This is a genomic window from Vibrio cyclitrophicus (assembly GCF_024347435.1).
In the GTDB taxonomy this organism is placed as follows: Bacteria; Pseudomonadota; Gammaproteobacteria; order Enterobacterales; family Vibrionaceae; genus Vibrio; species Vibrio cyclitrophicus.
Genome location: NZ_AP025481.1, coordinates 1,076,669 through 1,101,954, shown reverse-complemented (window position 1 = coordinate 1,101,954; position 25,286 = coordinate 1,076,669). Strand labels below are relative to the sequence as shown.

At 44.7% G+C, this 25,286-nt stretch carries 21 protein-coding genes; 14 read left to right on the top strand and 7 right to left on the bottom strand.

Features of this window, described 5'->3' with window-relative positions; all coding sequences use genetic code 11:
* The first annotated feature begins 289 nt into the window (after positions 1 to 289).
* The 3 genes from OCW38_RS19775 to OCW38_RS19765 all read left to right on the top strand — a co-directional run bounded on the left by OCW38_RS19775 (position 290) and on the right by OCW38_RS19765 (position 4,919).
* On the top strand, positions 290 to 2,278 hold the full coding sequence (locus tag OCW38_RS19775; RefSeq protein WP_010431019.1) for a DEAD/DEAH box helicase: 1,989 nt from the start codon (positions 290 to 292) through the stop codon (positions 2,276 to 2,278).
* A 755-nt stretch (positions 2,279 to 3,033) separates the two neighbouring features.
* Entirely contained in the window at positions 3,034 to 4,227 is a 1,194-nt protein-coding gene (locus tag OCW38_RS19770; protein ID WP_016789633.1) for an acetate/propionate family kinase, read from the top strand.
* Positions 4,228 to 4,532: 305 nt separating this feature from the next.
* Complete coding sequence (locus tag OCW38_RS19765) at positions 4,533 to 4,919, top strand: hypothetical protein (protein WP_010430663.1); 387 nt, start codon at positions 4,533 to 4,535, stop codon at positions 4,917 to 4,919.
* Positions 4,920 to 5,021: 102 nt separating this feature from the next.
* Here the strand turns inward: OCW38_RS19765 and OCW38_RS19760 are convergent, their stop codons facing one another.
* Complete coding sequence (locus OCW38_RS19760) at positions 5,022 to 5,954, bottom strand: LysR family transcriptional regulator (RefSeq protein ID WP_016784225.1); 933 nt, start codon at positions 5,952 to 5,954, stop codon at positions 5,022 to 5,024.
* Positions 5,955 to 6,165: 211 nt separating this feature from the next.
* On the opposite strand from OCW38_RS19760, the gene OCW38_RS19755 reads away from it, so the two are divergent.
* Entirely contained in the window at positions 6,166 to 7,191 is a 1,026-nt protein-coding gene (locus OCW38_RS19755) for a zinc-binding alcohol dehydrogenase family protein (protein ID WP_261895878.1), read from the top strand.
* Between the two features lie 99 nt (positions 7,192 to 7,290).
* On the opposite strand, the gene OCW38_RS19750 is transcribed toward OCW38_RS19755, so the two are convergent.
* The 3 genes from OCW38_RS19750 to OCW38_RS23010 all read right to left on the bottom strand — a co-directional run bounded on the left by OCW38_RS19750 (position 7,291) and on the right by OCW38_RS23010 (position 8,629).
* Positions 7,291 to 7,926, bottom strand: coding sequence for a CIA30 family protein (locus tag OCW38_RS19750; protein WP_261895876.1), 636 nt, complete (start codon positions 7,924 to 7,926; stop codon positions 7,291 to 7,293).
* Between the two features lie 47 nt (positions 7,927 to 7,973).
* Positions 7,974 to 8,240 (bottom strand): DUF3081 domain-containing protein, encoded by a 267-nt coding sequence (locus OCW38_RS19745; protein ID WP_010430650.1) that lies wholly within the window; start codon positions 8,238 to 8,240, stop codon positions 7,974 to 7,976.
* 182 nt (positions 8,241 to 8,422) lie between these two features.
* On the bottom strand, positions 8,423 to 8,629 hold the full coding sequence (locus tag OCW38_RS23010) for a hypothetical protein (RefSeq protein ID WP_010430647.1): 207 nt from the start codon (positions 8,627 to 8,629) through the stop codon (positions 8,423 to 8,425).
* Positions 8,630 to 8,838: 209 nt separating this feature from the next.
* On the opposite strand from OCW38_RS23010, the gene OCW38_RS19740 reads away from it, so the two are divergent.
* The 7 genes from OCW38_RS19740 to OCW38_RS19710 all read left to right on the top strand — a co-directional run bounded on the left by OCW38_RS19740 (position 8,839) and on the right by OCW38_RS19710 (position 18,094).
* Positions 8,839 to 10,875 (top strand): TonB-dependent receptor, encoded by a 2,037-nt coding sequence (locus OCW38_RS19740; RefSeq protein ID WP_016791191.1) that lies wholly within the window; start codon positions 8,839 to 8,841, stop codon positions 10,873 to 10,875.
* Positions 10,876 to 11,081: 206 nt separating this feature from the next.
* Entirely contained in the window at positions 11,082 to 13,211 is a 2,130-nt protein-coding gene (locus OCW38_RS19735; protein ID WP_261895873.1) for a TonB-dependent receptor family protein, read from the top strand.
* A gap of 87 nt (positions 13,212 to 13,298) precedes the next feature.
* Positions 13,299 to 14,276: a Fe(3+) dicitrate ABC transporter substrate-binding protein gene (locus OCW38_RS19730; RefSeq protein ID WP_010430638.1), complete on the top strand. Its 978-nt coding sequence runs from the start codon at positions 13,299 to 13,301 to the stop codon at positions 14,274 to 14,276.
* A complete protein-coding gene (locus OCW38_RS19725) occupies positions 14,273 to 15,307 on the top strand; it encodes a FecCD family ABC transporter permease (protein ID WP_016789638.1) in 1,035 nt (344 codons plus the stop codon). The genes OCW38_RS19730 and OCW38_RS19725 overlap by 4 nt, the downstream gene beginning before the upstream one ends.
* Entirely contained in the window at positions 15,307 to 16,278 is a 972-nt protein-coding gene (locus OCW38_RS19720) for a FecCD family ABC transporter permease (RefSeq protein WP_261895870.1), read from the top strand. Before OCW38_RS19725 ends, OCW38_RS19720 begins: the two co-directional genes overlap by 1 nt.
* Positions 16,279 to 16,280: 2 nt before the next feature.
* A complete protein-coding gene (fecE, locus tag OCW38_RS19715; protein WP_016784219.1) occupies positions 16,281 to 17,045 on the top strand; it encodes a Fe(3+) dicitrate ABC transporter ATP-binding protein FecE in 765 nt (254 codons plus the stop codon).
* Positions 17,046 to 17,200: 155 nt separating this feature from the next.
* Positions 17,201 to 18,094: a DMT family transporter gene (locus OCW38_RS19710; protein ID WP_010430612.1), complete on the top strand. Its 894-nt coding sequence runs from the start codon at positions 17,201 to 17,203 to the stop codon at positions 18,092 to 18,094.
* A 103-nt stretch (positions 18,095 to 18,197) separates the two neighbouring features.
* Here OCW38_RS19710 and OCW38_RS19705 read toward each other — a convergent pair whose 3' ends face one another.
* Entirely contained in the window at positions 18,198 to 19,754 is a 1,557-nt protein-coding gene (locus tag OCW38_RS19705) for a carboxylesterase/lipase family protein (protein WP_261896524.1), read from the bottom strand.
* 121 nt (positions 19,755 to 19,875) lie between these two features.
* Here OCW38_RS19705 and OCW38_RS19700 point away from each other — a divergent pair, with 121 nt between their 5' ends.
* Positions 19,876 to 20,799: a LysR family transcriptional regulator gene (locus tag OCW38_RS19700; RefSeq protein ID WP_261895867.1), complete on the top strand. Its 924-nt coding sequence runs from the start codon at positions 19,876 to 19,878 to the stop codon at positions 20,797 to 20,799.
* A gap of 225 nt (positions 20,800 to 21,024) precedes the next feature.
* A complete protein-coding gene (locus OCW38_RS19695; protein WP_261895865.1) occupies positions 21,025 to 21,441 on the top strand; it encodes a VOC family protein in 417 nt (138 codons plus the stop codon).
* A gap of 182 nt (positions 21,442 to 21,623) precedes the next feature.
* On the opposite strand, the gene OCW38_RS19690 is transcribed toward OCW38_RS19695, so the two are convergent.
* Positions 21,624 to 22,523 (bottom strand): DMT family transporter, encoded by a 900-nt coding sequence (locus tag OCW38_RS19690; protein WP_261895863.1) that lies wholly within the window; start codon positions 22,521 to 22,523, stop codon positions 21,624 to 21,626.
* A gap of 267 nt (positions 22,524 to 22,790) precedes the next feature.
* Here OCW38_RS19690 and OCW38_RS19685 point away from each other — a divergent pair, with 267 nt between their 5' ends.
* Positions 22,791 to 24,191 carry an alpha-amylase family protein gene (locus OCW38_RS19685; RefSeq protein WP_016792627.1) on the top strand — a complete coding sequence of 467 codons (1,401 nt, stop codon included), beginning with the start codon at positions 22,791 to 22,793 and terminating at the stop codon, positions 24,189 to 24,191.
* Positions 24,192 to 24,312: 121 nt separating this feature from the next.
* Here the strand turns inward: OCW38_RS19685 and OCW38_RS19680 are convergent, their stop codons facing one another.
* Positions 24,313 to 25,269 carry a LysR family transcriptional regulator gene (locus OCW38_RS19680; RefSeq protein ID WP_016767322.1) on the bottom strand — a complete coding sequence of 319 codons (957 nt, stop codon included), beginning with the start codon at positions 25,267 to 25,269 and terminating at the stop codon, positions 24,313 to 24,315.
* Positions 25,270 to 25,286 lie beyond the last annotated feature (17 nt).

Below are 25,286 nucleotides of genomic sequence, written 5' to 3'. Positions count from 1 at the left end.
ACTCTATCAATTCGACGTAGCAGAAACTCGATGACGAGATATTCATCAAGTTTTGACGATATGATAACCAGTATTGATATAAAACCGAAAAATATGTGATGTATTTCAATTTTTTCTGGCTTTTTTTATGCATTTAGGGAATAATCCGCCTCCCTTAGACGTCCCTAATGGCTTGAAGTGTTTTATTACTGCTTCGTAACTCTGAATGGAATCAGTATCTGATTGGATCAGTATTGGAATTGATAGAGCTCCCGGGACCTTTTGTTTACTTATATATAGTGGGATCCCAATGTCCGAATCTGTAATTCAATTTAATGAATTAGCCCTAAACGATAACATTCTTTCAGCTCTTGATAGCATGGGTTTCGTTTCTCCAACTCCAATCCAAGCAGCAGCTATTCCTCTTCTTCTTGAAGGCCGTGACGCACTAGGTAAAGCACAGACTGGTACTGGTAAAACAGCAGCATTCTCTCTGCCTTTGCTTAACAAAATCAACCTGAACCAACACAAACCACAAGCAATCATCATGGCTCCTACTCGTGAGCTAGCGATTCAAGTTGCTGCAGAAATCAAAAACTTAGGTCGTGACATCAACGGTCTTAAAGTTCTTGAAATCTATGGCGGTGCTTCAATTGTTGACCAAATGCGTGCTCTAAGCCGCGGTGCTCACATTGTTGTTGGTACTCCAGGTCGTGTTAAAGATTTACTAACTCGTGACCGTCTACACCTAGATGAAGCGCACACATTTGTTCTTGATGAAGCAGATGAAATGCTAAAAATGGGTTTTGTAGATGACGTTACTTGGATTCTTGAGCAAGCTCCAGAAACTGCACAACGTGTACTTTTCTCTGCAACTATGCCTCCAATGGTTAAGACTATTGTTGACCGTTACCTACGTAACCCTGCACGAGTTGACGTTGCTGGTACTAACCACACAGTTGACAAAGTAGCGCAGAATTTCTGGGTTGTTAAAGGCGTAGAAAAAGACGAAGCAATGTCTCGTCTTCTAGAAACTGAAGAAACTGACGCGTCAATCGTATTCGTACGTACTCGTCAAGACACTGAGCGTCTAGCTGATTGGCTATCTGCACGTGGCTTCAAGGCTGCTGCACTGCACGGTGATATTCCTCAGTCTTTACGTGAGCGCACTGTTGATCACATCAAACAAGGTGTTATCGATATCCTAGTTGCAACTGACGTTGTAGCTCGTGGTCTTGATGTTCCACGTATCACTCACGTATTTAACTACGACATCCCATTCGATGTTGAATCTTACATTCACCGTATTGGTCGTACAGGCCGTGCTGGACGTAAAGGTAAAGCGATCCTACTAGTTCGCACAAACCAAATCCGTATGCTTCGCACTATCGAGCGCGTGACTAAGTCATCTATGGAAGAAATCCAACTTCCTCTACGTGACCAAGTTGCTGCTGCACGTGTTGCTAAGCTTGGCGCTGAACTTGAAACAGAGAAAGAAAGCAAAGCACTAGAAAACTTTGCAGGTCTTATCTCTACTCTTCAAGAATCTCTAGAAGTTGATGCTGCTACTCTAGCTGCAATGCTTCTTAAACGTCAGCAAGGTAAGAGCCCACTATTCTACGTTGGCGAAGACCCAATGATTGCTGCTATTGAGCGTGATAAGAATCGTCGTAAAGAGCGTCGTGAAGATCGTGATAACGGCCGTGACGGTGGTGGTCGCAACTTCAATACGCAAGATTGGGATACTTACCAATTACAAGTTGGCCGTGAGCAAGGTGTTCAGGTTAAAGACATTGTTGGCGCACTAGCAAACGAACTTGGCCTAACTAAAGGTTCTATCGGTGCTATCAAGCTTGACCAAGGTTCTACTTACGTTCAACTGCCAAAAGCAATGAACTCTGAAACTGCTGGTAAGCTAAGCAAACTTCGTATTCGCCAAAAAGAAGCTGGCGCTGTAGTTGTTGATTTCAATGACTTCCGTGAGCCTCGTCGTGGCGGCGGTGGTCGTGATGGCAACCGTGGCGGTCGTGGCGGTCGTGATGGCGGCGGCTACCGTGGTAATCGTGAAGGCGGTAATCGCGAAGGTGGTAACCGTGAAGGTGGCAATGGCGGTCGTGGTGGCTACCGTGGCAACCGTGACGGTGCACGTGATGGTAACTCTGCTGGTGGTCGTGATGGCGAACGTCGCTTTGACCGTAACCGTGGTGGCGATCACCGTGGTAACTTCCGTGGCGAACGTGGTCATGGTAACGCTAATGGCGGCAACCGTGGTCGTCGTCCAGAGCGCAGCGAAGGTTAATCAACCTGTAGCGTAGACTTTAAGCATAAATGCTTTAGTCCAAACACTGAATTTAAAAGCCGAGCGTAATGCTCGGCTTTTTTGTGCGTGCTCGTTCGTTATAGCGGGTGCACCTTGTACTCAAATGGGGTATGTGAATGAGATGGTTAGCTATGACGGCGGTTGGTTTAGCAACAAAAGCAGTTAACTCAGCTTGTAGCGCATTAACCTAGCTGTATTGCGTTCTAAGCCTACACTTAAATATCGTGCTACAAGGTGGTGGGTACAATGAGTAGAAGCTATCTAACCACAGCCTAGAGCGTTATGCGTACGGTTGAGTTCGTAGTCATTGAAGAAAAGCATCTGATTGTGTCGTTCATTGTTCACTATCTTAATTTAGTGTTTTTGAAGTAAGCACTGATAAGGGGAATGAATAGTAGGCAACCCTCAGCAAGTAAGGATCGGGTAAAGTGACGTGTTCCACCAATTTATTCCATGATTATTGAGTTTCGTTCGAGTTACTCAAATTCACTGAATTAGGCTAAAAATAATTTTCGCACTCGTTTGCTTCAGTTTTTTATGAACTTTTTATTCAACTATTTTTTAATTTCGATCTCGAAATAAATAGATTGATGACGAAGATCAACTTAATTGTGTTCATTTAGTGATTTTTTCAAAACAAAAGTTGAAAGATTCAAAAATTATTGAATAATGGGCTTAACTAAAATTGAAGTTAACACTTCATCCAATTCGTACTGAAACAGGATCCATATCCAATGTCTAATTCGTTTGTTCTGGTTATTAACTCGGGTAGTTCATCCCTTAAATTTGCTGTAATCAATTCTGTTTCTGGTGAAGCAGTATTAAGTGGCCTAGGGGAGTGTTTTGGTCTTGAAGATGCTCGTATGGGCTGGAAATATCAAGGCGAGAAAACTGAAATTGCCATTCAAGGTGAAGATAACCACCACAAAATTGCCATTGGCAAATTGGTTGGCCTGATGGAAGCTCTGGGCTTCACACAAGATATCGTTGCTATTGGTCATCGTATCGTACACGGTGGCGAGAAGTTCACACAGACTGTTCGTATTACTGAAGAAGTGACGAACGAAATTGAAAGCCTATCAGATCTAGCTCCACTCCATAACCCAGCAGGTGCTATCGGTATCCGCGCTGCGATTGAAGCTTTCCCTTCTTTACCTCAGTTTGCTGTTTTTGATACTGCGTTCCACCAAACGATGCCACAACGTGCATTCACGGGTGCAATTGCAAAAGAACTATACACAGACTTCGGCGTGCGTCGTTACGGCTTCCACGGTACTAGCCACTACTTCGTTAGTCGCGAAGCTGCTAAAATGCTGAACAAGCCGGTTGAAGAATCTAGCTTTATCTCTGTGCACCTAGGCAACGGCGCTTCTGTATGTGCTATCAAAGATGGCAACAGTGTTGATACTTCAATGGGCTTCACACCGCTTTCTGGCCTGATGATGGGTACACGTTGTGGTGATTTAGACCCAGGCATTATCGAGTACCTACTTAAGAAGGGTTGGTCACAAGAGCAAGTGTTTAACTCTCTAAACAAGGAGTCTGGCTTCCTGGGTGTGTCTGGTCTTACGAGCGATGCTCGTGGCATTTTAGAAGCAATGGAAGAGGGCCATGAAGGCGCTAAACTTGCTTTTGAGGTGTTTACTTACCGCGTAGCGAAATACGTTGCTTCTTACCTTGCAACGCTAGACTCTCTAGACGGCATCATCTTCACTGGCGGTATCGGTGAGAACTCTCTACCAATTCGTCGTGAGATCCTAAGCAACCTTAAGATCCTTGGTTTTGTTGAAGATGTTGCTGGCAATGAAGCAGCTCGCTTTGGCGCTGAAGGTATCATTGCTAAGTCAGAAATGCTTGGTGCAGTAGCAATGGTTATTCCAACCAACGAAGAATTCGTTATTGCTCAACAATCGGTAGAACTTCTGTAATCTAGCCATTGCTTAAGCAAGAACATGAACAATTCAAAAGCGAGCCCAGGTGGCTCGCTTTTTTGTGTCAATTATAGTCAGATGAAAGCTACTTAACTTCGCATCTCAGTAGCACTTCATTATCAAGAACACATTCGTCGACCAGATTAAGCTTGCCGATCTGCGCTTGTAACGGTTCCATCACTAAAGCTCGTGATGAACCCAAAATTACCTTCACGAATCAGTCTCTGGTTGCTGATTGAGATAGTATTTTGCTACAAAACGCGCATAATCTTGCTATACAACACTTAACGAAGAAATTACCTATGACTACCTTTCAATACTACTTCCACCAACTGCCTTGCTTCGACTGTAAAAAAACAACAGTAAGTACTGATCTTGGTTGGTTAACGCCTGCGATGAAAGACGCTGCTATCGCACAAGTGACCGCGACTCTGGCCCAGGGGGAGGTTACGCCTGACCTTTCAGCTGAAGTGGTTTGTACGAAAGATGAAGCACGTGAGTACCTATTGCTGAACTTCTTTGGTTATTCAGAAGAAGAGCTAGTAAGCGGAATTGAAGCGGATGATGAAAAAGAAGTCGCAGATGAAATCGCAGAGCTACTAGAAGAAGGTGAAGATACGATCACCTTCGAGCATGAAATTGCGCTTCAGTGCTGTGCTGACTGTGATGTTGAAGAAGAGTCAAACTAAGCACTCGTATTATACGATGCATCCATCAATAGGTGTGATGTTCAAATGATCAAAGGCGTTAGTGGGTTAAAGTTCACTAACGCCTTTTTTATCTCTAGATCGTTAAGATTTTTGAGTCGCTATAATGTCTTGCTCGCTCAATTGAGAAAGGATCTCAGCGGTTTTCTCTCGGAATAGATCTCTCAATAAGCGAACGGTCGGGGTGATGGACTGACGACTTGGACATACTAACCACAGCTCGGTTGGGGTTGGCTTGAACTCTGGCATTATTTTAACCACTTCGCCAGAAAGCAAATGACTCGACATATCTAAGCAAGATTTTATCGCCACACCTTTCCCTGCAACACACCAACGTCTAACAAGATCAGCATCGTTCGACGCGCGATTCCCTTTTAGCTTTACTTTATGATCCTGCTTGCCATCATTAAACACCCATTCGTCTTGCAACATATCATGCAGCTGATAAAGCAAACCGTTGTGCTCAGCTAAGTTACTCGGTTGGCTTGGCGTTCCCATCTTAGCTAAATATTCAGGGGCTGCGCACAATATTCTCGGCACATCGCAGATCTTGAAACCATACATGCTGGCGTCAGTCGGAGAGCCGTAACGCAGCGCCATATCAACAGAATCACGATAAAAATCGATGTTGCTGTCGCTGATGCTGGTACGAAGTGTTGCCTTTGGGTATTCAAGCAGAAATTCGTCAAGCCAAGGAGTGATCAGGTTTCGTCCTAGATCCGAAGAAAGTGCGATGCGGATTTCTCCATCCAAGATACCAAGCTCTTCGCGCATGTTGAGCTTGGCTTGCTCCAATATTTTCAAGGCTTGTTCACACTCAGGTAAATAGCGTTCGCCTGCTGAAGAGAGCCTCAGATGGCGAGTGGTTCTTACAAACAGCTCAGCGCCCAGTGCGACTTCAACACGTTTTACGGCAGCGCTCGCGGTGGCAGTACGCATATCTAGGTTGGTGGCTGCTGCGGTGATACTACGAAACTCCGCCACCTTTAAAATGACCTGCAAGTCTTCAAGAAGCATATTATCTACCTGTATTGAATTATTTTCTAAACATGGAGTTGGGACATTTCCCCATCACAATCTGCAGATGGGTTATCTCTACTTATCGCTTCTAAGTTAGCTTCAATTGCTTAATTGTCAAAAATAATTTGATAACAATTCAAACATTAGGCGGTTTATCTAAATTGAGAGTCAACTAAGATTAACTTGTCTAATTCAAGGAGAAAGCACAATGTCAGTACCATCAAAAATGAAAGCTATCGGATTTACTCAGTCACTTGCGATTGCAGAGCAAGACAGCCTAGTTGAGTTTGAAACAAACCTTCCAGAACTAAAAGAACATGATCTACTGGTAAAAGTGAGCGCGACGTCTATCAATCCAGCAGATGCGAAAATTCGAATTCGTAGTGCTCAAGATAAAACTCTCGAGCAACCAAAAGTCCTTGGTTATGACGCAGTCGGTGAAGTTGTCGGTAAAGGTACAGACGTTGAAGGCTTTGAACTAGGCGACCGTGTTTACTATGCAGGTGACGTAACTCGTGTGGGCGCTAATGCTGAATACCAAGCCGTTGACTACCGTATTACGGCGAAAGCACCAACGAGCCTTTCTGATGAAGCGGCTGCAGTTATGCCGCTAGCAACACTTACAGCGTGGGAAGCGTTGTTTGATCGCCTACGTGTTCGTTCAGAAGAGAAAAAGTCCATTCTGATCATTGGTGGTGCTGGTGGTGTCGGTTCAATCACGATTCAATTGGCGAGCCAGTTGACTAACCTGACGGTTATTGCGACGGCTTCAAGACCTGAAACTGAACAGTGGGTAAGGGATATGGGGGCAGACCATGTGGTGAATCACCGTAACTTGGTTGAATCTGTACGAGATCAAGGTATTCAGCATGTCGATTACATTTTCAATGTCGCAGACACCAAAGGACATTGGGAATCGATGGTGGAGCTGATTGCACCGCAAGGCATGATCAGTTCTATTGTTGAGTTCGATGGTGGAATTGATCTTTCTGCGCTTCAAGGTAAGTCTGCAGGTTTTGTGTGGGAGCTGATGTTCACACGTTCACTGTTCAACACAGACGATATTCAGAAACAACAAGATATTTTGTTCCAAGCAGCGAACCTGATCGATGCTGGCCGCATTAAGTCTACGCTTACTACCACATTGAATGGCTTTAGTGTTGAGACTCTGAAAGATGCACACCAACGTATTGAAAGCAGCTCCTCGATAGGTAAAACAGCCATCAAATACTAAGTACTGATGATTTGAATAGTCGACGATTTAAATAGAACAAGCCCCCCTGATATCTAATTGCTCGTCAAAAGGTATCAGGGGTTTTTATTTGTTTGCGGTTTAGTCCGTTTCTGGTGATGTGATAGGTTGCGATGTTTTGAATTGAAGCTGTATTAGGTCTAGCTCAAAAGGCGAGGGCTGTTTGTCTGCAATCAAAAAGCCAATTTGCTTGATGTCTTGTGCCTTAAGTTCCAGGGCATCGCTCAGTAGCCGACCTCTGAACACCGCTTGAAAATCATTGAAGTGGAAGATCTTGTTTAGCTGCTCTCCCTTTATGGTATCGAAATCGTGTTTGTATTGAACTCGACTACCTTCCTTCCAAGTGGTGAACCTCAGTTGGTAGGTGCGACCATCACCAACGAATATTAGCTCTGCACTATCTTTTTCATGGGCAGGTGATTCAATGGAGCGCTTTACAGAACTGAAACCACCATTATTTTCTAACGAGAGCTCTCCCCTAAATCGACTCATGTTATTAAGATAAATGAGCTCGCCTGTTGAGATGCCGCCCATTACATCGTCGTTAGTCACTGTCCAGTTTTGATGCTCACTAGCTTGTGTAAAGTCGATCATGTTTGTCCCTGTTGCATCCGCTTTTAGACTTAACGAGTTTAGGCTGAGTAGAAAAAATAAAGATGTGGTTAGCCTAAATGGTAACCGTGTTTTATAAGTGGCCCCGTTCATGATTTTCTCCACTGCTTCTCCTTAGACTCTGCCTTATTGACTCAATAGCTAAGGACAGCTTACGGAGAAAGTTCAGTTTCAAGCATAGCTAAACAACGGTTGATGAAGCCTTCATAGTTCGGTGCCTTGTCGTATTCGATCTTCAATGAACCATGGAACATCAGTGTTACTGTAACGTCTCTGTAGCTTAGCCAACAGGTGTAGCCGTCGTAATCGTGCCACGCAAACATCTCGCCAAATTGATATTTGTTCTCTAATTGCTCGCCAGATGAACGAATGTAATCGAACACTCTAAGAAATTCTTTGATGGTGATTCTGTTGTCCATGTGTTGCTCCCGCTGAGTAGCCGATGAAAAAACGTTAAGTGCTTGTATTTGAATTAACTACGGTTTGGCTCTGCATTGCGATCACAGTCGGGAATTGAGTATTCAATCAATGTGGTGCGGCATGGTTTATCGGAAGTGAAATAGTGAGTTGCTGATTAACTTCCACGATCGCAAGTGGGTGGTCATGACTTTGCGCTGCCAGCAATGCGAAGTGTAGGATCAAGCTTGTGACCCAAGAAAAGATTTAAGATGGTATTGAACCAATTCCCACCACTGAAGTTATCAAGCAAAAATTCCCGGCCATCACCGATACTCCGATAGTTGATCTTGACCAGTACCGGCTCTGATTCTGTGATGATGAACTTGCTATGGCAGACACCAAACTCCACACCGAATTCCTGACGCTGACGAAGTGCTTTCTTTCGAGATTACAAGAAAGGGAGCTTTCTATCTTATTGTTTTTATTTACTCTTTTATCATTAGTGGCGTTGCATATTGCAAAGCAAATATAGATCAAAAAATATATATTGCAAATATAAATGATATTTGTTTTTATTCGCATCTGTTGTGATTTTATAAACTAAAACGGAATTAGATGATGAACATTAGATTGGCCTTGTCCCCTCTCGCTTTGGCTATTGGAGGTGCATTAACCGCAGTAGTTACCGTGTCGAATGTAATGGCTGCAGAAGAAATAATGACGGATGAAACCCTACAAGTTATTGGTCATCAGTACGAAGGTTACGCGGAGCACATGCCGCAATCGGGTACCAAAACCGATGTCGAATGGTTGGATGTACCGCAAGCAGTATCGGTGGTCACAAAGACGGAAATGCAAGACCGCGGTGCTGTACGTTTGGTGGATGCTCTTGATGGTGTTGCCGGGGTTAACAATACCTTGGGTGAGGGGAGCCGAGACCAATTTGTGATTCGTGGTTTTGATGCACTCAACGACATGTACCGTGATGGTATGCGTGATGACGGGACTCTGCAATCGTACCGAAGTCTAGCGAATATAGAACGTGTCGAAGTGGTAAAAGGCCCTGCAGGCGCACTTTATGGCCGAGGCTCAGCAGGCGGTATCATCAACTTGGTCACCAAGCGTGCTAACGGTGATAATTTCACACACGTCAATGGCAGTGTCGGCAGCAATAATCTGTTTGTTGGTCAGGTCGACAGCTCGATGGCGTTTACTGACAAAGTCAGTGGTCGTATCAACGTGGAAAGTCGACAGTCGGATTCTTATGTAGACCATGTCGATTCTAGTGATTTCTTTATCGCACCCACCATTCGTGTATTACCTGCTGAGGGGCATACCATAGATCTTGATGTCGAATATGCTCACCAAGAGCTAGTGCCATATCGTGGGGTTCCATCTAAAAATGGTAAGCCTGTCGATGTCTCTGAAAGCACGTTTTATGGCGGTAGGAATGACTATCAGGAGTCAGACAGTATTCGTGTTGGTGTTAATTATGAATGGCTTTTGAACAGTGAATGGGCATGGACAAACCGCGCAGCATACAACCATATTGAGCTTGAACAAAAAGGTACGCGTCAAGGCACGGTAACAGGGGACCAAGTATCTCAAACCGTGAACAACTTCGGCTATGATCCTCGTACCACGACAACACTACAGTCTGAGTTGGTTTGGGAAACTAACTCTAACCAAATGATGATTGGTGCCGATTACAACCAGATCAATATCGATCTCACTCTAGCTAGCGATCAAACCCTACCTTCACAAGACATCTATAACCCTGTAACAGGCCCAACACCTGATCCGGGCTTCAAACCTTTCCGTGATAACACGACAACGACCACTGGCGTTTATATTCAAGACGTTTATACCTTTGGTGACCTTTCTGTGATCGGCAATGTGCGTTACGACTCGATGGAGCTTGAACAGCAAAAAGCGGGCTCAGTAAAAGAGAATCTAAACGATGACAAAGTGAGCTACCGCGGTGGTTTGGTCTACCGTCTCAACAATGATATGTCAGTGTACGCGAGCTTAGCTCGTTCATGGCAATTGCCTTACTCCGGTATTTATATCAATCCTAAATTGGCTGAATTCTTCCATACCGATCTAAAAGAAGTGGGTGCAAAAGCTTACTTGTTAGATAGCGCCTTGATGCTAAATGCCGCGGTCTTCCAAATTGATCAAGAGCAACCAGAAACGAATATAGACGGAGACGTTGTTAACAAGATCGAAGCTCGCCACCAAGGTATTGAGCTAGAAGCTCGCGGTCAATTTACTGAGCAGTGGGATATTTCGGTGGGCTATAGCTACCTCGATGCAGAAAACAAAGAGACAGGCAAAAAGCCGAACGATGTGTCTGATCACCTGTTTTCTCTTTGGAGCACTTATCAGCTAGACGATAACTGGCGTTTAGGTGGTGGCGTGAAATACGTAGGTGACCGATACGCAGGTAATGATGAAGCTGTAGCGCTGGGTGACTACACCACGGTTGACTTGATGGCTGCGTACACCACGGGTCGTCACAAAGTTCAAGCGAACGCTTACAACGTGCTTAATGAGGAATACATTCTGGGCGCAACTAACGGTACGTCAGGTACTAACCAGATTGGTTACGGAGCGCCAGCCGAATTTATGCTCAGCTATGGCTATCAGTTTTAAAAGCCAATTCAGTTCTAAGAGCGAATTCATTTCTAGGAGTTAGTTCATTTCTAAGAGCTATTTCGACTCTAAAAACGATTGATTTACTCGCTACGAATGAGTGAACAGTTGGCCTCATTTTGGGGCCGTTTAGCCCATAGGATCAAAGCGTCGATATAACTGAAAACACGGCCTTTGATCTTAACCTGCCTACTTAGGAGATTTTCATGCGTTACCAGAATTTGGATGGTAAATCCTGTACTCAACCACATAAAAAGTTGCGTCTAAGTGCCCTTGCAATGGCCATCGCTTCAGTGACTTCCATGAGCGTGTTTGCTGCATCAGATCCGCAAACGACGACCATGGAAACGGTTGTCGTGACTGGCAGCTTGATAGGTAATTCAGAACTTGAGGATGTGAAAGAGTATCCGGGAGCTCGTACCGTTCTTACCGATAAGCAAATTAAAAAGACTGCAGCACTATCGATCGATTCTGCTTTTCAAAGCGTTCCTGGGGTGAAAGTTCAAGACGAAACGGGTACAGGTGTTCTACCTAACGTGTCAGTACGTGGTTTGAATACGAGTCGCAGTGGGCATGCTCAATTTCTAATGGACGGTGTACCACTGACTCTTGCACCTTATGGTCATACCGGACAATCTATTTTTCCTGCCACTCTGTCGATGCTTGACCGAATTGATATCGTACGTGGTGGTGCTGCTGTGCAGTACGGGCCAAACAACGTGGGTGGTGTGATCAACTTGGTGACTAAGCCTATTCCACACGAATGGCAAACGGAAATAAGTAATCGCTTTACTGTATTCGAGGATGGCGATACGCCGCTCAACGACTTTTATCTGCGCACGGGCGGTTGGTTAACCGATACGCTAGCACTTCAAGTTGAGGGGAACTTCTTAAAAGGTGAAAGCTTCCGTGAACACTCCGACACCGATGTCAAAAACTTCCAAGCGAAGTTGCAGTGGTTACTGAGTGATACTCAAGAGCTGCAAGCTTTAGTGCAGCGTTATGATGCAGATACGCAAATGCCCGGTGCTTTATCGCCAGATGATTATGACAAAGATCGTACTCAGTCGAAGCGCCCGTACGATGAATATCAAGGCACTTCAACGCGTTGGAGCCTGAAGTATTTACATGACTTGAATCTTGCAGATAGTGCTGAATTAGAAATACTGACGTTTGGCCACCGTTCTGAGCGTTTCTTCCAATGGGGCTTTAACAGTGCTGGTGGTCACTGGGCGGATCCGGCATTACCGTCAACCGATATTCGTACGTCACCACGTGAATTTGCTGTTTATGGTGTTGAACCTAAACTCGCGATGTACTTTGACGGAAATACGGTAACGCAAAACGTGATTGTTGGGGCACGCTACGTCAACGAAGATATCGATTACAAGCTCACTCAAACATCAATTTCTAGTGGAGTAACCACAATCCCACGCGACTGGCATCTTGATACTGACGCTTTTGCTGGTTACATCAGTAACGAAATCGGCCTGTTCAATGATGTACTGAAAGTCACTCCGGGTATTCGTTACGAATCGATTGATATGACGTTTGATGACCTGGGTACAGCACAGAGCACAGACAACAAAGTGACGGAATGGCTACCGGGCTTAACTGTAGCATACCACTTGACAGAACAGTGGGTGGTTTACACCAATGCGCAGAAATCTTTGCGTGCACCACAGATTGCTTACATTCGAGGTCTAGGAGAAGAGGGCAGTGAACTAGCATGGAGCTATGAGTTGGGTGCGCGCTACAACCAAGATTCAACCAGCTTTAACATCGCACTCTACCGCATTGATTTTGAAGATCAGCTGCAATGGCAAAGTGCTACTCAAACTTTCGACAACATTGGTAAAACCCTTCACCAAGGTGTTGAACTTTCAGGTCGTTACGTGCCTCAAGCGATGCAAGCGTTGAGTTTGGGCGCTGGTTATAACTACTTAGATGCAACTATCGAGGAAGAGGGCGCAAACAAAGGTAATCAAGTTCCTTATACGTCTAAACATCAATTTAGTTGGGATGCGACTTACGCCTTTAGCAAGGTAGATACTACTTTATCTGGTTACTACTTTAGCGAATCTTATTCTGATAATGCGAATACAAGTGCCGAAGATGCAACGGGCGCGACAGGTAAAGTGCCTGCCTACATGGTCTGGAACTTTAACCTAGGTTCGGACTTGTACAAGGATGAAAACAGTAAGCTGCGCATGAACCTTGCGGTGAACAACTTGTTTGATGAGGACTATTACTTCCGCGGTATTGATACCAGCCCAGTTGGTCGTTATCCAGCCCCAGGACGTTCTTACACTTTGGATCTGAATTATCAGTTCTAATACGTAATTTATTGAAAGTAATAACGAATAAAAGTCGTCAATACTCTTGGCGGCTTTCACGGTTCTAGAGTTTAAGGAAAATTAAATATGGAAAACAGCTCTCGCCTTTTGTTTTCGAATCAATTGATGCTGTCGAACGGGCTGCTGTCATTTAATAGGCCGTTTTTATGCAGCAGGATAGCGATAACCTTAGCTTTGCTGATTTTAAGCTTGTTCTCATTTTCAAGCTCGGCAAAAACGAGAACGATCCAAGATGAGCAAGGCCAGTTTGAGATAGCGACTACCCCGCAACGTATTGTGGTGTTGGAGTTTTCATTTGTAGATGCACTCGCTGCGGTGGGTGTTTCTCCTGTTGGTGTTGCCGATGACAATGATGCTTCAAGAGTGATTCCGGCGGTACGTGAATTGGTTCAACCTTGGGAATCGGTTGGCATGCGTTCTCAGCCTAGCCTAGAAGCCATTGCGGTATTAAAGCCAGATCTGATCATTGCCGATGCAGAGCGTCATCGTACGGTCTATCAAGATCTACAACGCATCGCACCAACTCTACTGCTTAAAAGCCGTGGTGAGACTTATCAAGAGAATTTGGAGTCTGCGCTCAAGATTGGCATCGCTCTCGATAAACAATCGTCAATGGAACAACGAATTCAACAGCATCAACACGCCATGGCTGAATTCAAAAGTCATTTCTCGCTCAAACAAACCGTCCAATTCGCTGTCGTGTCGGATAAAGGTATGTGGTTACATAGCCCCGCATCTTACGCAGGGGGCGTGCTGACCACATTAGGCATTGCGAGCCCTATTGTGAAACCAACAGAGAAGGCATATTTACCAACCAGCTTTGAGTTGTTGTTGAAAACCAATCCGGATTGGTTGCTCCTTGGTGCTTACTCTCATCCAAATATTGTTGATGATTGGCAGGAAAATCCGTTATTCAATGTACTAACCTCTGTAAAAAGTAAGCAAGTTGTAGAAGTGTCACCAGCACTTTGGTCACTGAATCGAGGCATGTTAGCGGCAGAAAAAATGGCGAAAAATCTTGAGCAGATCTTGGATCCATCATGAGTACGATGTTGTTCTCTAAAAGTAAGCGATTCTGGCCAATATTGTCGTGGCGAGTCACGTTATTTACCGGATTAGTGTCGTGTTTGGCACTTTCTGGTTACGCGGCCTCTATGACCGGGTGGTCTAATTTCTCTTTAACATTGAGTGACTTGATTCACTATCGGTTTGCGTTTGATGAAAGCAACATGACTCATCAAATATTGGCGACGCTAAGAGCGCCAAGAGCTTATGCGGGGCTATTGATTGGTGCGAGTTTGGCCGTCGCTGGGTTATTGATGCAAGGCTTGACGCGCAATCCACTCGCGTCTCCGTCGATTCTTGGCATTAACGCTGGCGCAGCCTGTTTTATGGCGTTAGCTGCAATAGGTATACCTGTGGTTAGCGAGCTAAGTCCAATCCTTAATGCGGTTCTTGGTGCGTTGCTAAGCGGCGGTGCTGTGATGCTTCTGGGCGGCTTTTTCTCCGAACGTTCTCATCCGTTACGTTTGGTTCTCGCGGGTATCGCCATTACTGCGTTATTGCTCGGACTGACACGAGCGGCGCTGATTCTTGCTGACGACATGGCTTATAGCGTCTTGCATTGGCTTACTGGTTCACTGTCTAGTGTGGATGATGGGCAATGGCAACAGCTTTGGCCGCCTGTAGTGATTGGTTTGGTGTTAGCAATGAGTCTTGCTCGCAACCTCAACTTATTGGCGCTTGGTGAAGAGGTTGCCGTGGGGCTTGGCAGTAACATCAGGTTTACTCGCCTGATTAGTGGATTGACGATTGTGTTGCTTGCCGGAGCAAGTGTCGCTATCGCAGGGCCAATTGGCTTTGTTGGTTTGTTAGTGCCTCATTTGGTTCGACCTATGGTTGGTCACAATTACCATTTACTGATTCCTATTTCCGCATTGGCAGGCGCAGCATTAGTCTCTTGGTCGGATGCATTATCACGAGCGATTGCTTTCCCGACTGAAACACCCGTTGGTGTTATTACTGCTTTGCTCGGGACACCTTGTTTTATTTTGATTGCGACGAGGAGATCTTAATGCACCATCACACTAAGATAGTTTTGTTATCTGGGATTCTCATATTAGTGGCATCTGCGGGTTTGTTTGTCGGTGCAGCGTCACTTTCTATTCCTCAAGTCATCGAACATTTGGTCGCGTTTTCCAGTGACGACTTTGTTATCCATCAGTATCGGCTACCACGTATGCTGCTCGCGATAAGCGTGGGCGCAGGGTTAGGGCTTTCTGGGGTATTGGTGCAAGGCGTGATACGTAATCCGTTAGCATCGCCTGACCTTATGGGTATTAGCGCTGGGGCTGGCCTTGCTGCGACAGCGAGTTTAGTTTGGTTCCCCAATGCACCAGTCAGTGTGCTTCCGGTTGTGGCGATGTTCGGTGGGGTATTGGCTGCTGGGCTGATTGCGGTATTGGCATGGTGGTCAAGACCAACACCCGCCAAATTGGCGCTGATTGGTATTGCGGTGAGTGCGTTTCTGGCCAGTTGTATCGACTTCTTGCTGGTCACCAATCCGATCGAGATCAACACGGCCATGGTGTGGTTAACTGGCAGCCTTTGGGGACGAAACTGGCAGCAAGTTCCCTTTATTTGGAGTGTGCTGCTCTTGTTGTTACCTATGGCATTGTGGCTTGCTTGGCGATTAGATGTGATGGGGCTTGGCGAGGAAAGTGCGACCACATTGGGTACTAAGCCAAAACAGATTCAGGCTCTTGCGTTATTGGCTGCTGTATTGCTTGCCAGTGTTAGCGTTTCTGTTGCAGGAACGATCAGTTTTGTGGGTTTATTGGCACCTCACTTAGCCCGCTTGTTGTTTGGGCATAATCATAAGTTGTTAATCCCAGCATCTGCACTGGTGGGGGCAATTCTGGTTACCAGCGCTGATGGGTTGGCCAGAGGTCTACAACCACCCATTGAATTGCCAGCAGGGGTTCTCACGTCTTTGATTGGCGCGCCATATTTCATCTTTCTTCTCTATCGTTATCGAGGTTGGTAACCATGCTTAAAACGCAGAATCTTTCCGTCGCGTACGGCAAACAAACGATCATACCGAACCTGTCTGTTTCTATCCCTAAGGGAAAAATCACCGCATTGATAGGACCTAACGGGTGCGGTAAATCTACCTTGTTAAAGACGTTAGTCAGAATTAACAAGCCAGTGGCTGGAGAGGTGTTGTTTGAAGACAAACCACTGTCGAGTTATGGCGATAAAGCGCTTGCTCGTTCGTTGTCACTTCTTCCGCAAATCTTGGTTAGTCCTGAGGGGATCACGGTAAGAAAATTGGTCGAATATGGCCGTTCGCCTTATGTCTCTCATTGGGGAAGGCTAGGGCAGGACGATCAAAGGATTGTCGAACAAGCTATGCGTGATACAGGTGTACTTGAGTTTGCTGATAAGCCAGTTGAGTCTTTGTCTGGTGGCCAGCGTCAAAGAGCATGGATTGCGATGGTAATTGCACAAGATACGGACGTAGTGATGTTGGATGAACCGACTACATACCTTGATATGTCTCATCAAGTGGAGTTAATGAACCTGATGCAACAGATGAATGCCAAAGGAAAAACGGTAGTTGTTGTGTTGCATGACCTGAACCAAGCCAGTCGTTACTGCGATCATTTAGTGGTTTTGGAAAAAGGGTGCTTAATCGCAGAAGGGTCGCCTGATGAGGTGATGACTGAAACTATGCTCAGTAACGTCTTTGATCTCAAAGCGAGCGTGTTTCGTGACCCTATTTCAAATACGCCAATGTGTGTTGCTATTTAGGAGACTATCAGTCAACTGGAAAGGATGGATACTTATTGTTTAATACCTTTGGTTTTTGGTAGTAAGTATCCGAAAACTTTGTTCTTACTTATTTTCCATTCTCATGTATTATGTGCGCCCATAATTGTATGACAAATGTGTAATTCTGTTTCCGTATGAATAAAGTCACCAACCACGCCATCTTGCTTTTGGTATTTGCAAACTTATTGGCGTCTTTTTCCGATGTCTCACTAAAAATACTTAATGGTGAAGTTCCCACATTTCAGTATGTGTTTATCCGCCAGCTATTGAGCGTGATTTTACTGCTTCCTTTTTGGCTAAAGCTCCCTAAAGAAACTCGCATGCAAGGCGGTTGCCGCATCAATTTTTTACGGGCTCAATTTATATTAGTGGGTAGTGGTTGTGCGATGATTGCCATTACACACCTTACCTTGGCGACAGCGAACGCGATGTTCTATGTTGGGCCAATCCTGATGCTTCCTCTGTCTATTGTGTTGTTGAAAGAAAGGCCGACATCATCAAAAGTGACCGCGACACTAATAGGCTTCGTGGGTGTGCTAATTGTGTTGCGTCCAGAGCAATTTCACTGGGCGGCGATTGCAGGGCTAGGCAGTGCGCTTGCAATGGGGGTTGGTAATATTTTGATCAAGCGTTTGAACGCCGAACAACACATTATCTCTACCTTATTTTGGACTAGTGTTATGACTCTGCCACTTGCACTGGCGTTTGCATTGCCGGCATGGGCCGCGATTGAATGGCGTCATGTAGGGTGGATCATGGCAATCAATCTATTTGTTCTTGGTTATCATGCATTGGTGGTGGTGGCGTATAAAAAGGCTCCAGCAAACCAAATTGCGCTCGCAGAATACTCGGGGTTAGTGTTTGTAACCTTGTTTGGCGTGATGTGGTTTGACGAGATCCCCGACATTCTGACACTGGTTGGTATCAGCCTCATCGTTATTCCAATGATGCCGATTAGATGGAAGAAGTTCTTTAGTTTAGGGAACAGAGCATCTCTCGATGTAGAGGTGAATCAGCCAAAGTCATAATATCTGTGGCTTAACCGCCGCGTATTGCAAAGACGAAACGTGCTAGATGAAAGAAAAGCGAACCTAAGTGGTTCGCTTTTTGTTTTTTATCCGATCTTTCCGCTTAAAACTGATAGTTTTTCCATAACTTCCGTACGGAGTCTTCGGGGTCATTGACCTGTTTCGATGTAACATCAAATTGCATTGTTGGTCGTTCTGATAAGTTATAATGAGACCAATCAGCTTTACTTGTCTTGATGAACGTTAGCCATTGATTGTGCATGGCATTAACAAGTTCAACTGGAGGCTGTGAGCCGACAAATGTTTTTGTTTGTTCGTTGTTAGTGGTATTAAACACAAACGGTACGCCAACAAAGTGCGCGGCTCCTAAGTGACCATCAAACGCAGGTGACATCCAAGAAAAATTATAATGCCAAACATTGTTGTCGTTTTTAGTTAACTGTTGAGCAATGTGCAGTGCTGGCATTCTAAACGTAAAATCAGATTGAATGTCGGCAAACGTGTCTCCAATAGACTTGCTATTGCCTTCTGTTGAATACACATCCGCAGGCCAACCCTCCAATGACAAGTCAGATAATAATAGTGACTTCGTTTCTTCGGTCGTGTTGTTAACGGCACCACTTGGTACCAAGTAGAGTCGTGATTCTTGATCTGTGCTACCAACGATGACGGGAATAGAAGGTGAAGCTTTGGCGAGATCTTTCATTGGAGACTCAACAATGATATCCCCATCAACGACGGGCAAGAATGCGGTGCCTCCCCACGACAGCATTCCCCATTTGTCACGATCTTGTATGGTATGGCCCATATCAATAACGTTCTTAACTAATTCAGGAAATGGGACTGTAGATAAACCTTCAATGGTGGCTGGGATATTCAGTTTTTCAGTATAGCTTTGTGTGATTTTATCAGCTTCTTTTTGGGTTAAAAATGCCATTGGAGGGCTTTGCATAATGGCTTTTTGGAATAGGCCTTCGGCTTTTTCGGTACCTAATAAAATGGCAACACTTTCTGCCCCGGCTGATTGACCTGCGACCGTCACTTGGCTAGGGTCGCCACCAAAATCTTCGATGTTATTTTGTACCCATTTAAGAGCCATGATTTGATCAAGAATGCCGCGATTATCCGGTTTGCCTCCAAGGTGCATGAAGCCATCAACGCCTACGCGATAATTGATCGTTACAACGATCACGTTGTTCTTCGCAAAGCTTGTACCATCATAAGCCAACTCTGCAGCGTCTTCTCGGATAAAAGCACCGCCTGGGATCCACACCATGACAGGCAGCTTTTTATTTGATGCCTTGTTGTTGGCAGCAATGGCGTTAGTCGGTGTCCATATGTTCAGAGTAAGATGTCCGGGAGCCCCCACCAAGGTGATGTTTTTACCTCGACTTGGTTGTGGAACGGGTTGACCTGCTTTTGTTGCATCTAATATTCCACTCCAAGTTTCGTAGGCTTGCGGAGCTTGAAAACGGCGCTCTGCCGTAAAAGGGTTTTGCGCATATGGAACGTCATAAAATGTAGTCACACCATCATGGTTGCTTCCCATAAGTTTACCAGACTCAATGATTGCTACCGTTGAGGTTTCAGCATTTTGAGTGTGGGCAAATAGTGTATTACTTTGAATTAAACCTGCACTGAGGCATGCGACTAGTACCATTGTTTTTTTCATTTCATTGGGCTCGGTATTGGAATAGAAGGTCAGTATAAAACCTAGTTTGAAGTTGATATATATGCTATACGTCAATAGATTGTTGCATAAATCGAACTATTGAGGGTGTATGGATAGAATTATTTCAATGGAAGTTTTCGTTTCTACTGTCGGTCTAGGAAGTCTGACGGCAGCATCTGAGGCTTTAGGAATGTCACGATCCATGGCGACTAGGCATATAACCGCGTTGGAAAAGTCTTTAGGTGTATGTTTACTATATCGCTCAACAAGAAGCTTAGGTATCACTAACGCCGGTCGTGATTTATTGCCTTTCTGCCAGAATATTTTAGAGCAGAATGCCCAACTATATAGCTTAGCCCAAGAACAGCACTCTCAACCTAAAGGAAGAATTTCACTGGTTACTAGCATTTCGTTTGGTCAGGGTTATCTTGCCCAAGCTATCGAACAATTCATGCTTAAGTACCCTGACATAGAAGTTGATCTCACGCTGTCGAATCAGTCACTGGATTTGATAAAACATGGGGTTGATATGGCAATCGAGTTGAGTAATGACCTGCCCGAATCTTTAATTGGAAAGAAATTGGCTGATTGTCCATCGGTGGTTTGCGCTTCCCCTCAATACCTAGCGGAACATGGGGCTCCTTTATCTCCCAAAGATTTACTCGATCACAATTGCTTGATCCACAAACGAATAGGCAATGATTGGCTGTTTGTTTCTAAAGCCGGTTCTAAATCTGCTCAGCCTATTAATGTAACGGTCACAAGTAACTACTCTGTAAATGATAGTTCCATACTTCTTAATGCAGCGATTAATGGCAAAGGTATAGCGTGTTTACCTCTGCCTTTTATTGACAATGAAGCACAAACTGGAGCTCTCACTATTCTGCTAACAGACTGTCAAGTGAACTCTGTTGGCATATGGGCGCTGTATCCCTCAAGACAATACCAGCCTAAGTTACATCGATACTTGTTGGATTTTCTACAACAAGACTTATCGTTGAAGCACGAACAAGTCGACTCTATTTATTTATGAGGTTGTTTGTCGCTTAGCTTAAAGCATGTGAATTAGTAAGCTCGGTGCCAAAGAAGTCACCTTAGAGAAGGTCGTCTAAACTTAGGGTCTGTATGTTATCGAAGTACGGCAATTTGGGCTCTAAAAACGTTCTCGAAATAAATGCAAACTAGTGCTTTACCTCAACTTAACTTGAGGTATTAGGATATACAACGTTGCTTACGAGAATACTTTAAGGAGAGAAGAATGATCCAACTTGAACATGTGAACTTAGTGGTAAAAGACATCCCAGAAATGCTGGTTTTCTATAAAGCGGCATTCCCTCATTGGTATGTCCGTGATGAGGGAAAAGGGGAGTGGTCAGGTAAGCCACGTAACTGGTTGCACTTTGGCGATGAGTATCAATATATTGCATTGAGTGACCATGGTGAGGTTGAAAATAGAGACTTAGCCGGACACTCCGTTGGTCTCGCTCACTTCGCTTATGTGACCCATAATATTGAGAGTGTGATTGAACGCCTTATCGATGCGGGCTTCCCAATAGCCAAACCCGGAGCGGAAGAACCTTATCGCAAAAACGTCTACTTTGTGGATCCAGCTGGTTTTGAAATCGAGTTCGTAGAATACTTGAGCGATGATCCCAAACTGCGCAATGCCACGTAATAAAACTCGTTAATTGTCTTGGTTTGTTAGAGCGAGTTTGTTCAAAATAAAACGTCTAATAAAGGGTGCTAGGAAAGACTTACAGAAAAGGGCATTGTGGAATACTCCGCAATGCCCTTTTTCAATCTTTACTTGTTTGTCTGTTTGCCTAACGGCGTATAAGTCTAACGCTAAACAGCTAGCTATTTAGCTTTAAATGGCACCAATAACTGTTTACCAAATACATTGATTAGTGCGCCTGTCACGATCAGCCCACCACCTAGGTAAGTCCAAACTGATGGAATTTCATTAAATATCCACACGCCTAACAGTGCCGAGAATACGATCTGAACGTAAGAGTAAGCCGAAGCCTTGCCTGCTGCTTGGGTTTGCATCGCCTTGGTTAAGCCGTATTGGCCTATCTGTGTGAAAATCCCTACTAAAATCAACATCAATGTTAAGAACACGCTCGGCCACACAAAATCGTTCCAGATAAGAACGGTTGAGATTGGTAGAGCAACCAGTGGGAAGTAGAAGATGATCACCGAGCTGTCTTCAGTTTGGCTAAGCTTTCTCACAATTACATAGGCGATTGAGCTGCCAAACGCACCACATAATGCCAGCATAATACTGAATAATGGCAACTCGCTGCTCGCTCCGATGTTCATGCTCGGTTGTACCATTACCAATAATCCCACTAGGCAGAATGCAATGCAGATCATGGTCGATTTTTGGATGCGTTCTTTGAGGAATAACACGCCCAGTAGTGCGGTAAATACGGGGTGCACGTATTGTAAAATGGTCGCCTCTGCTAATGGTAAGGTGGTTACGGCATAGTAAACGCACATTAGCGCCGCAGTACCGACAGTACCACGCACGAACAAGAGTGGTTTGTTGTTGCCCCAAATCGAAATACGTTTGCGCTTCACATCGACATAACTGATGATCAACGACACCAGCGCCCTAGCTGCAACGATTTCGAATACGGGTATGCCATAGTTGCTAATGTATTTCACACAAGCTGACATCAGTGCGAATCCAAAAGCGGAGAGAATCATGAATCGAACCCCAACAGGGATTTGAGAAAAAGAGAAAGAAGGCATAAAAATATCAATCGGTTGAGGGAGAAGGAATCATAACTTAGTTTAGAAGCGCCGACCAAAGTCTTTGTCTTGTAATAGTCAACTTGACTCAATTAATTCTCATTTCAGTTATACGTGCCTTTATCTCACATAATATCGTCCATCGCTCAATTTTATAAAATCCACACCAACAGAAAGTGACGTTAATTCAACTCTGATTTATCGAACGTTTTAATTATTACACCCACTCATATCATTCTTGTGAATTTATAATGAGAGATATGTTCTATGAAACCAATAAATACCTTACTCATATCCACACTTGCCGCTTGTTCTTTCAGTTCAGCTACTTACGCTGATACCATTTTGCACGCTTTCAACTGGAAGTACTCAGACGTAACGGCCAACGCCAACCAAATAGCCGGAGCTGGCTATAAGAAAGTGTTGGTTGCACCGGCAATGAAATCCAGTGGCAGCCAATGGTGGGCACGTTATCAACCACAAGATCTGCGCACCATTGATTCTCCGTTGGGGAACAAGCAAGATTTAGCCGCAATGATCACTGCACTCAAAGGTGTGGGTGTTGATGTTTACGCTGATGTTGTACTCAACCACATGGCGAATGAAAGCTGGAAGCGAAGTGACTTGGATTACCCAGGCACAGAAGTGCTAAACGACTATGCCGGCCGCTCAAGCTACTATGCTGACCAGACTTTGTTTGGCAACTTAGCGCAAGGTTTTGTCTCGGCTAACGATTTCCACCCAGCAGGCTGTATTTCGGATTGGAACGACCCTGGTCACGTTCAGTATTGGCGTTTGTGTGGCGCAGATGGTGATGTTGGTCTTCCTGATTTGGATCCAAACAATTGGGTGGTTTCACAGCAACGTCTATACCTAAAAGCTCTAAAAGATATGGGAGTCAAAGGGTTCCGTATTGATGCCGTAAAGCACATGAGTCAGTACCAGATCGATCAAGTGTTCACGTCTGATATTACCTCGAACATTCATGTGTTTGGTGAGGTGATTACCAGCGGTGGGGCAGGCAACAGTGGCTATGAGTCCTTCTTAGCACCTTATTTAAACAATACTAATCACTCCGCGTACGATTTCCCGCTGTTTGCTTCGATTCGCTCGGCCTTCTCTATGAACGGAAGTTTAAACCAACTGCATGATCCAAAAGCTTATGGGCAAGCGCTCGATGACAATCGTTCGATTACTTTTGCGATCACGCACGATATTCCAACTAATGATGGTTTCCGTTACCAAATTATGGATCCACAAGATGAGCAGCTTGCTTACGCTTACATTCTTGGCAAAGATGGCGGTACGCCGTTGATCTACAGTGATGATCTTCCTGATTCTGAAGATAAGGATAACGGTCGCTGGGGCAATGTTTGGAATAGCTCAACGATGAAGAGCATGTTGAGCTTCCATAATGCGATGCAGGGCAAAACCATGACTATGCTTTCGAGCGATCAGTGCACCTTGTTATTCAAGCGTGGTAAAGAAGGGGTTGTGGGTATCAACAAGTGTGGTGAAACTCGTGGAGTTACTGTAGATACCTACCAGCATGAATTTAACTGGAATGTTCAATACCAAGATGTGTTGAGCACTGCAACAGAAACGGTTACTTCTCGTTATCACACTTTCAATTTGCCACCACGCAGCGCACGTATGTTTAAGTTGTAGTGTTCAGTTATCTGGAAAGCCAGAATAAAAGCTAAACATGACTGTTCAGAAAGCATGAGCCGCAGTAAGAGTTGCGGCTTATTTGTGTCTGGTTTTGAGGTTTTTGCTTACTATTTTTGAGTTAATCTTGCGCTTTAATTACGCCAGACCAATGGTATTGCAGTGCCAATTGCTTGAGTAACTCAATCTCTTTTGCTGTTTCTTCTCTGAGCCAGTCAATAATATCGTCTATCACAGGAGTATGAGTGCGCTGGTGAATGTAATACGTCCAAGCACTGTGTTGTAGTTTGGCGTGCTCCGGACAATATAAAAAGCCACGTTGCAGTTCCTTTAAGACCAAAAGGAGATCCGTTACCGTGACACCTTCACCCGATAAACAGGCACTGAGTGCCATATCTAACGATAAGAAACTGGTATTTCTGACAGGCTTCTTTGGAGGGGATTCGACATCAGCCAACCACACTTTCCAGTCGTGGTGATCGAGTGTTGGGTGAATACGAGGCATCGTTAAAATGGAAGTTAAATCGGTGTCCTCAGTAATAACGTTCGTGGAACAAACCGGAGCCATAAACTCTTCACGTAAGAAGGTAATATCTGGTGCGTTGTCGTAACGTTTTTTGAAGCGAGTGTGAAAGATCAATAAATCATACTCACTACTATTGATTGCCTCATCTTCTTCTATTACTGGAACAATCACTATCTCATAGTCGGGGTAGCGTTCATTCAACTCGCGCACTTTGGATATCAGCACACGGGTTGCAAAGCTCAAGGTGGCTTTAATCACGATTCGTTTTTGCTTGGGATCTTTCCAAGACGCCATTACCGCTTCGATATTTCCATAGCTCTCACGCAATACTCTATACAAATCATGCCCTTGAGGTGTGAGTTCAATTGCTCTGTGTTTGCGAACAACCAGTGATGTGCTGAGCTCATCTTCAAGCTGTTTGATCTGACGGCTGATCGCACTCTGTGTTACGTGAAGCTCATCGGCAGCTAACGTAAAGCTCATCAGCCTTGCTGCAGCTTCAAAGGCTTTCAAACCATTATGTGATGATGGCAAGCTCGGATATGGGGTCATAATTCGTTCGCATGAGT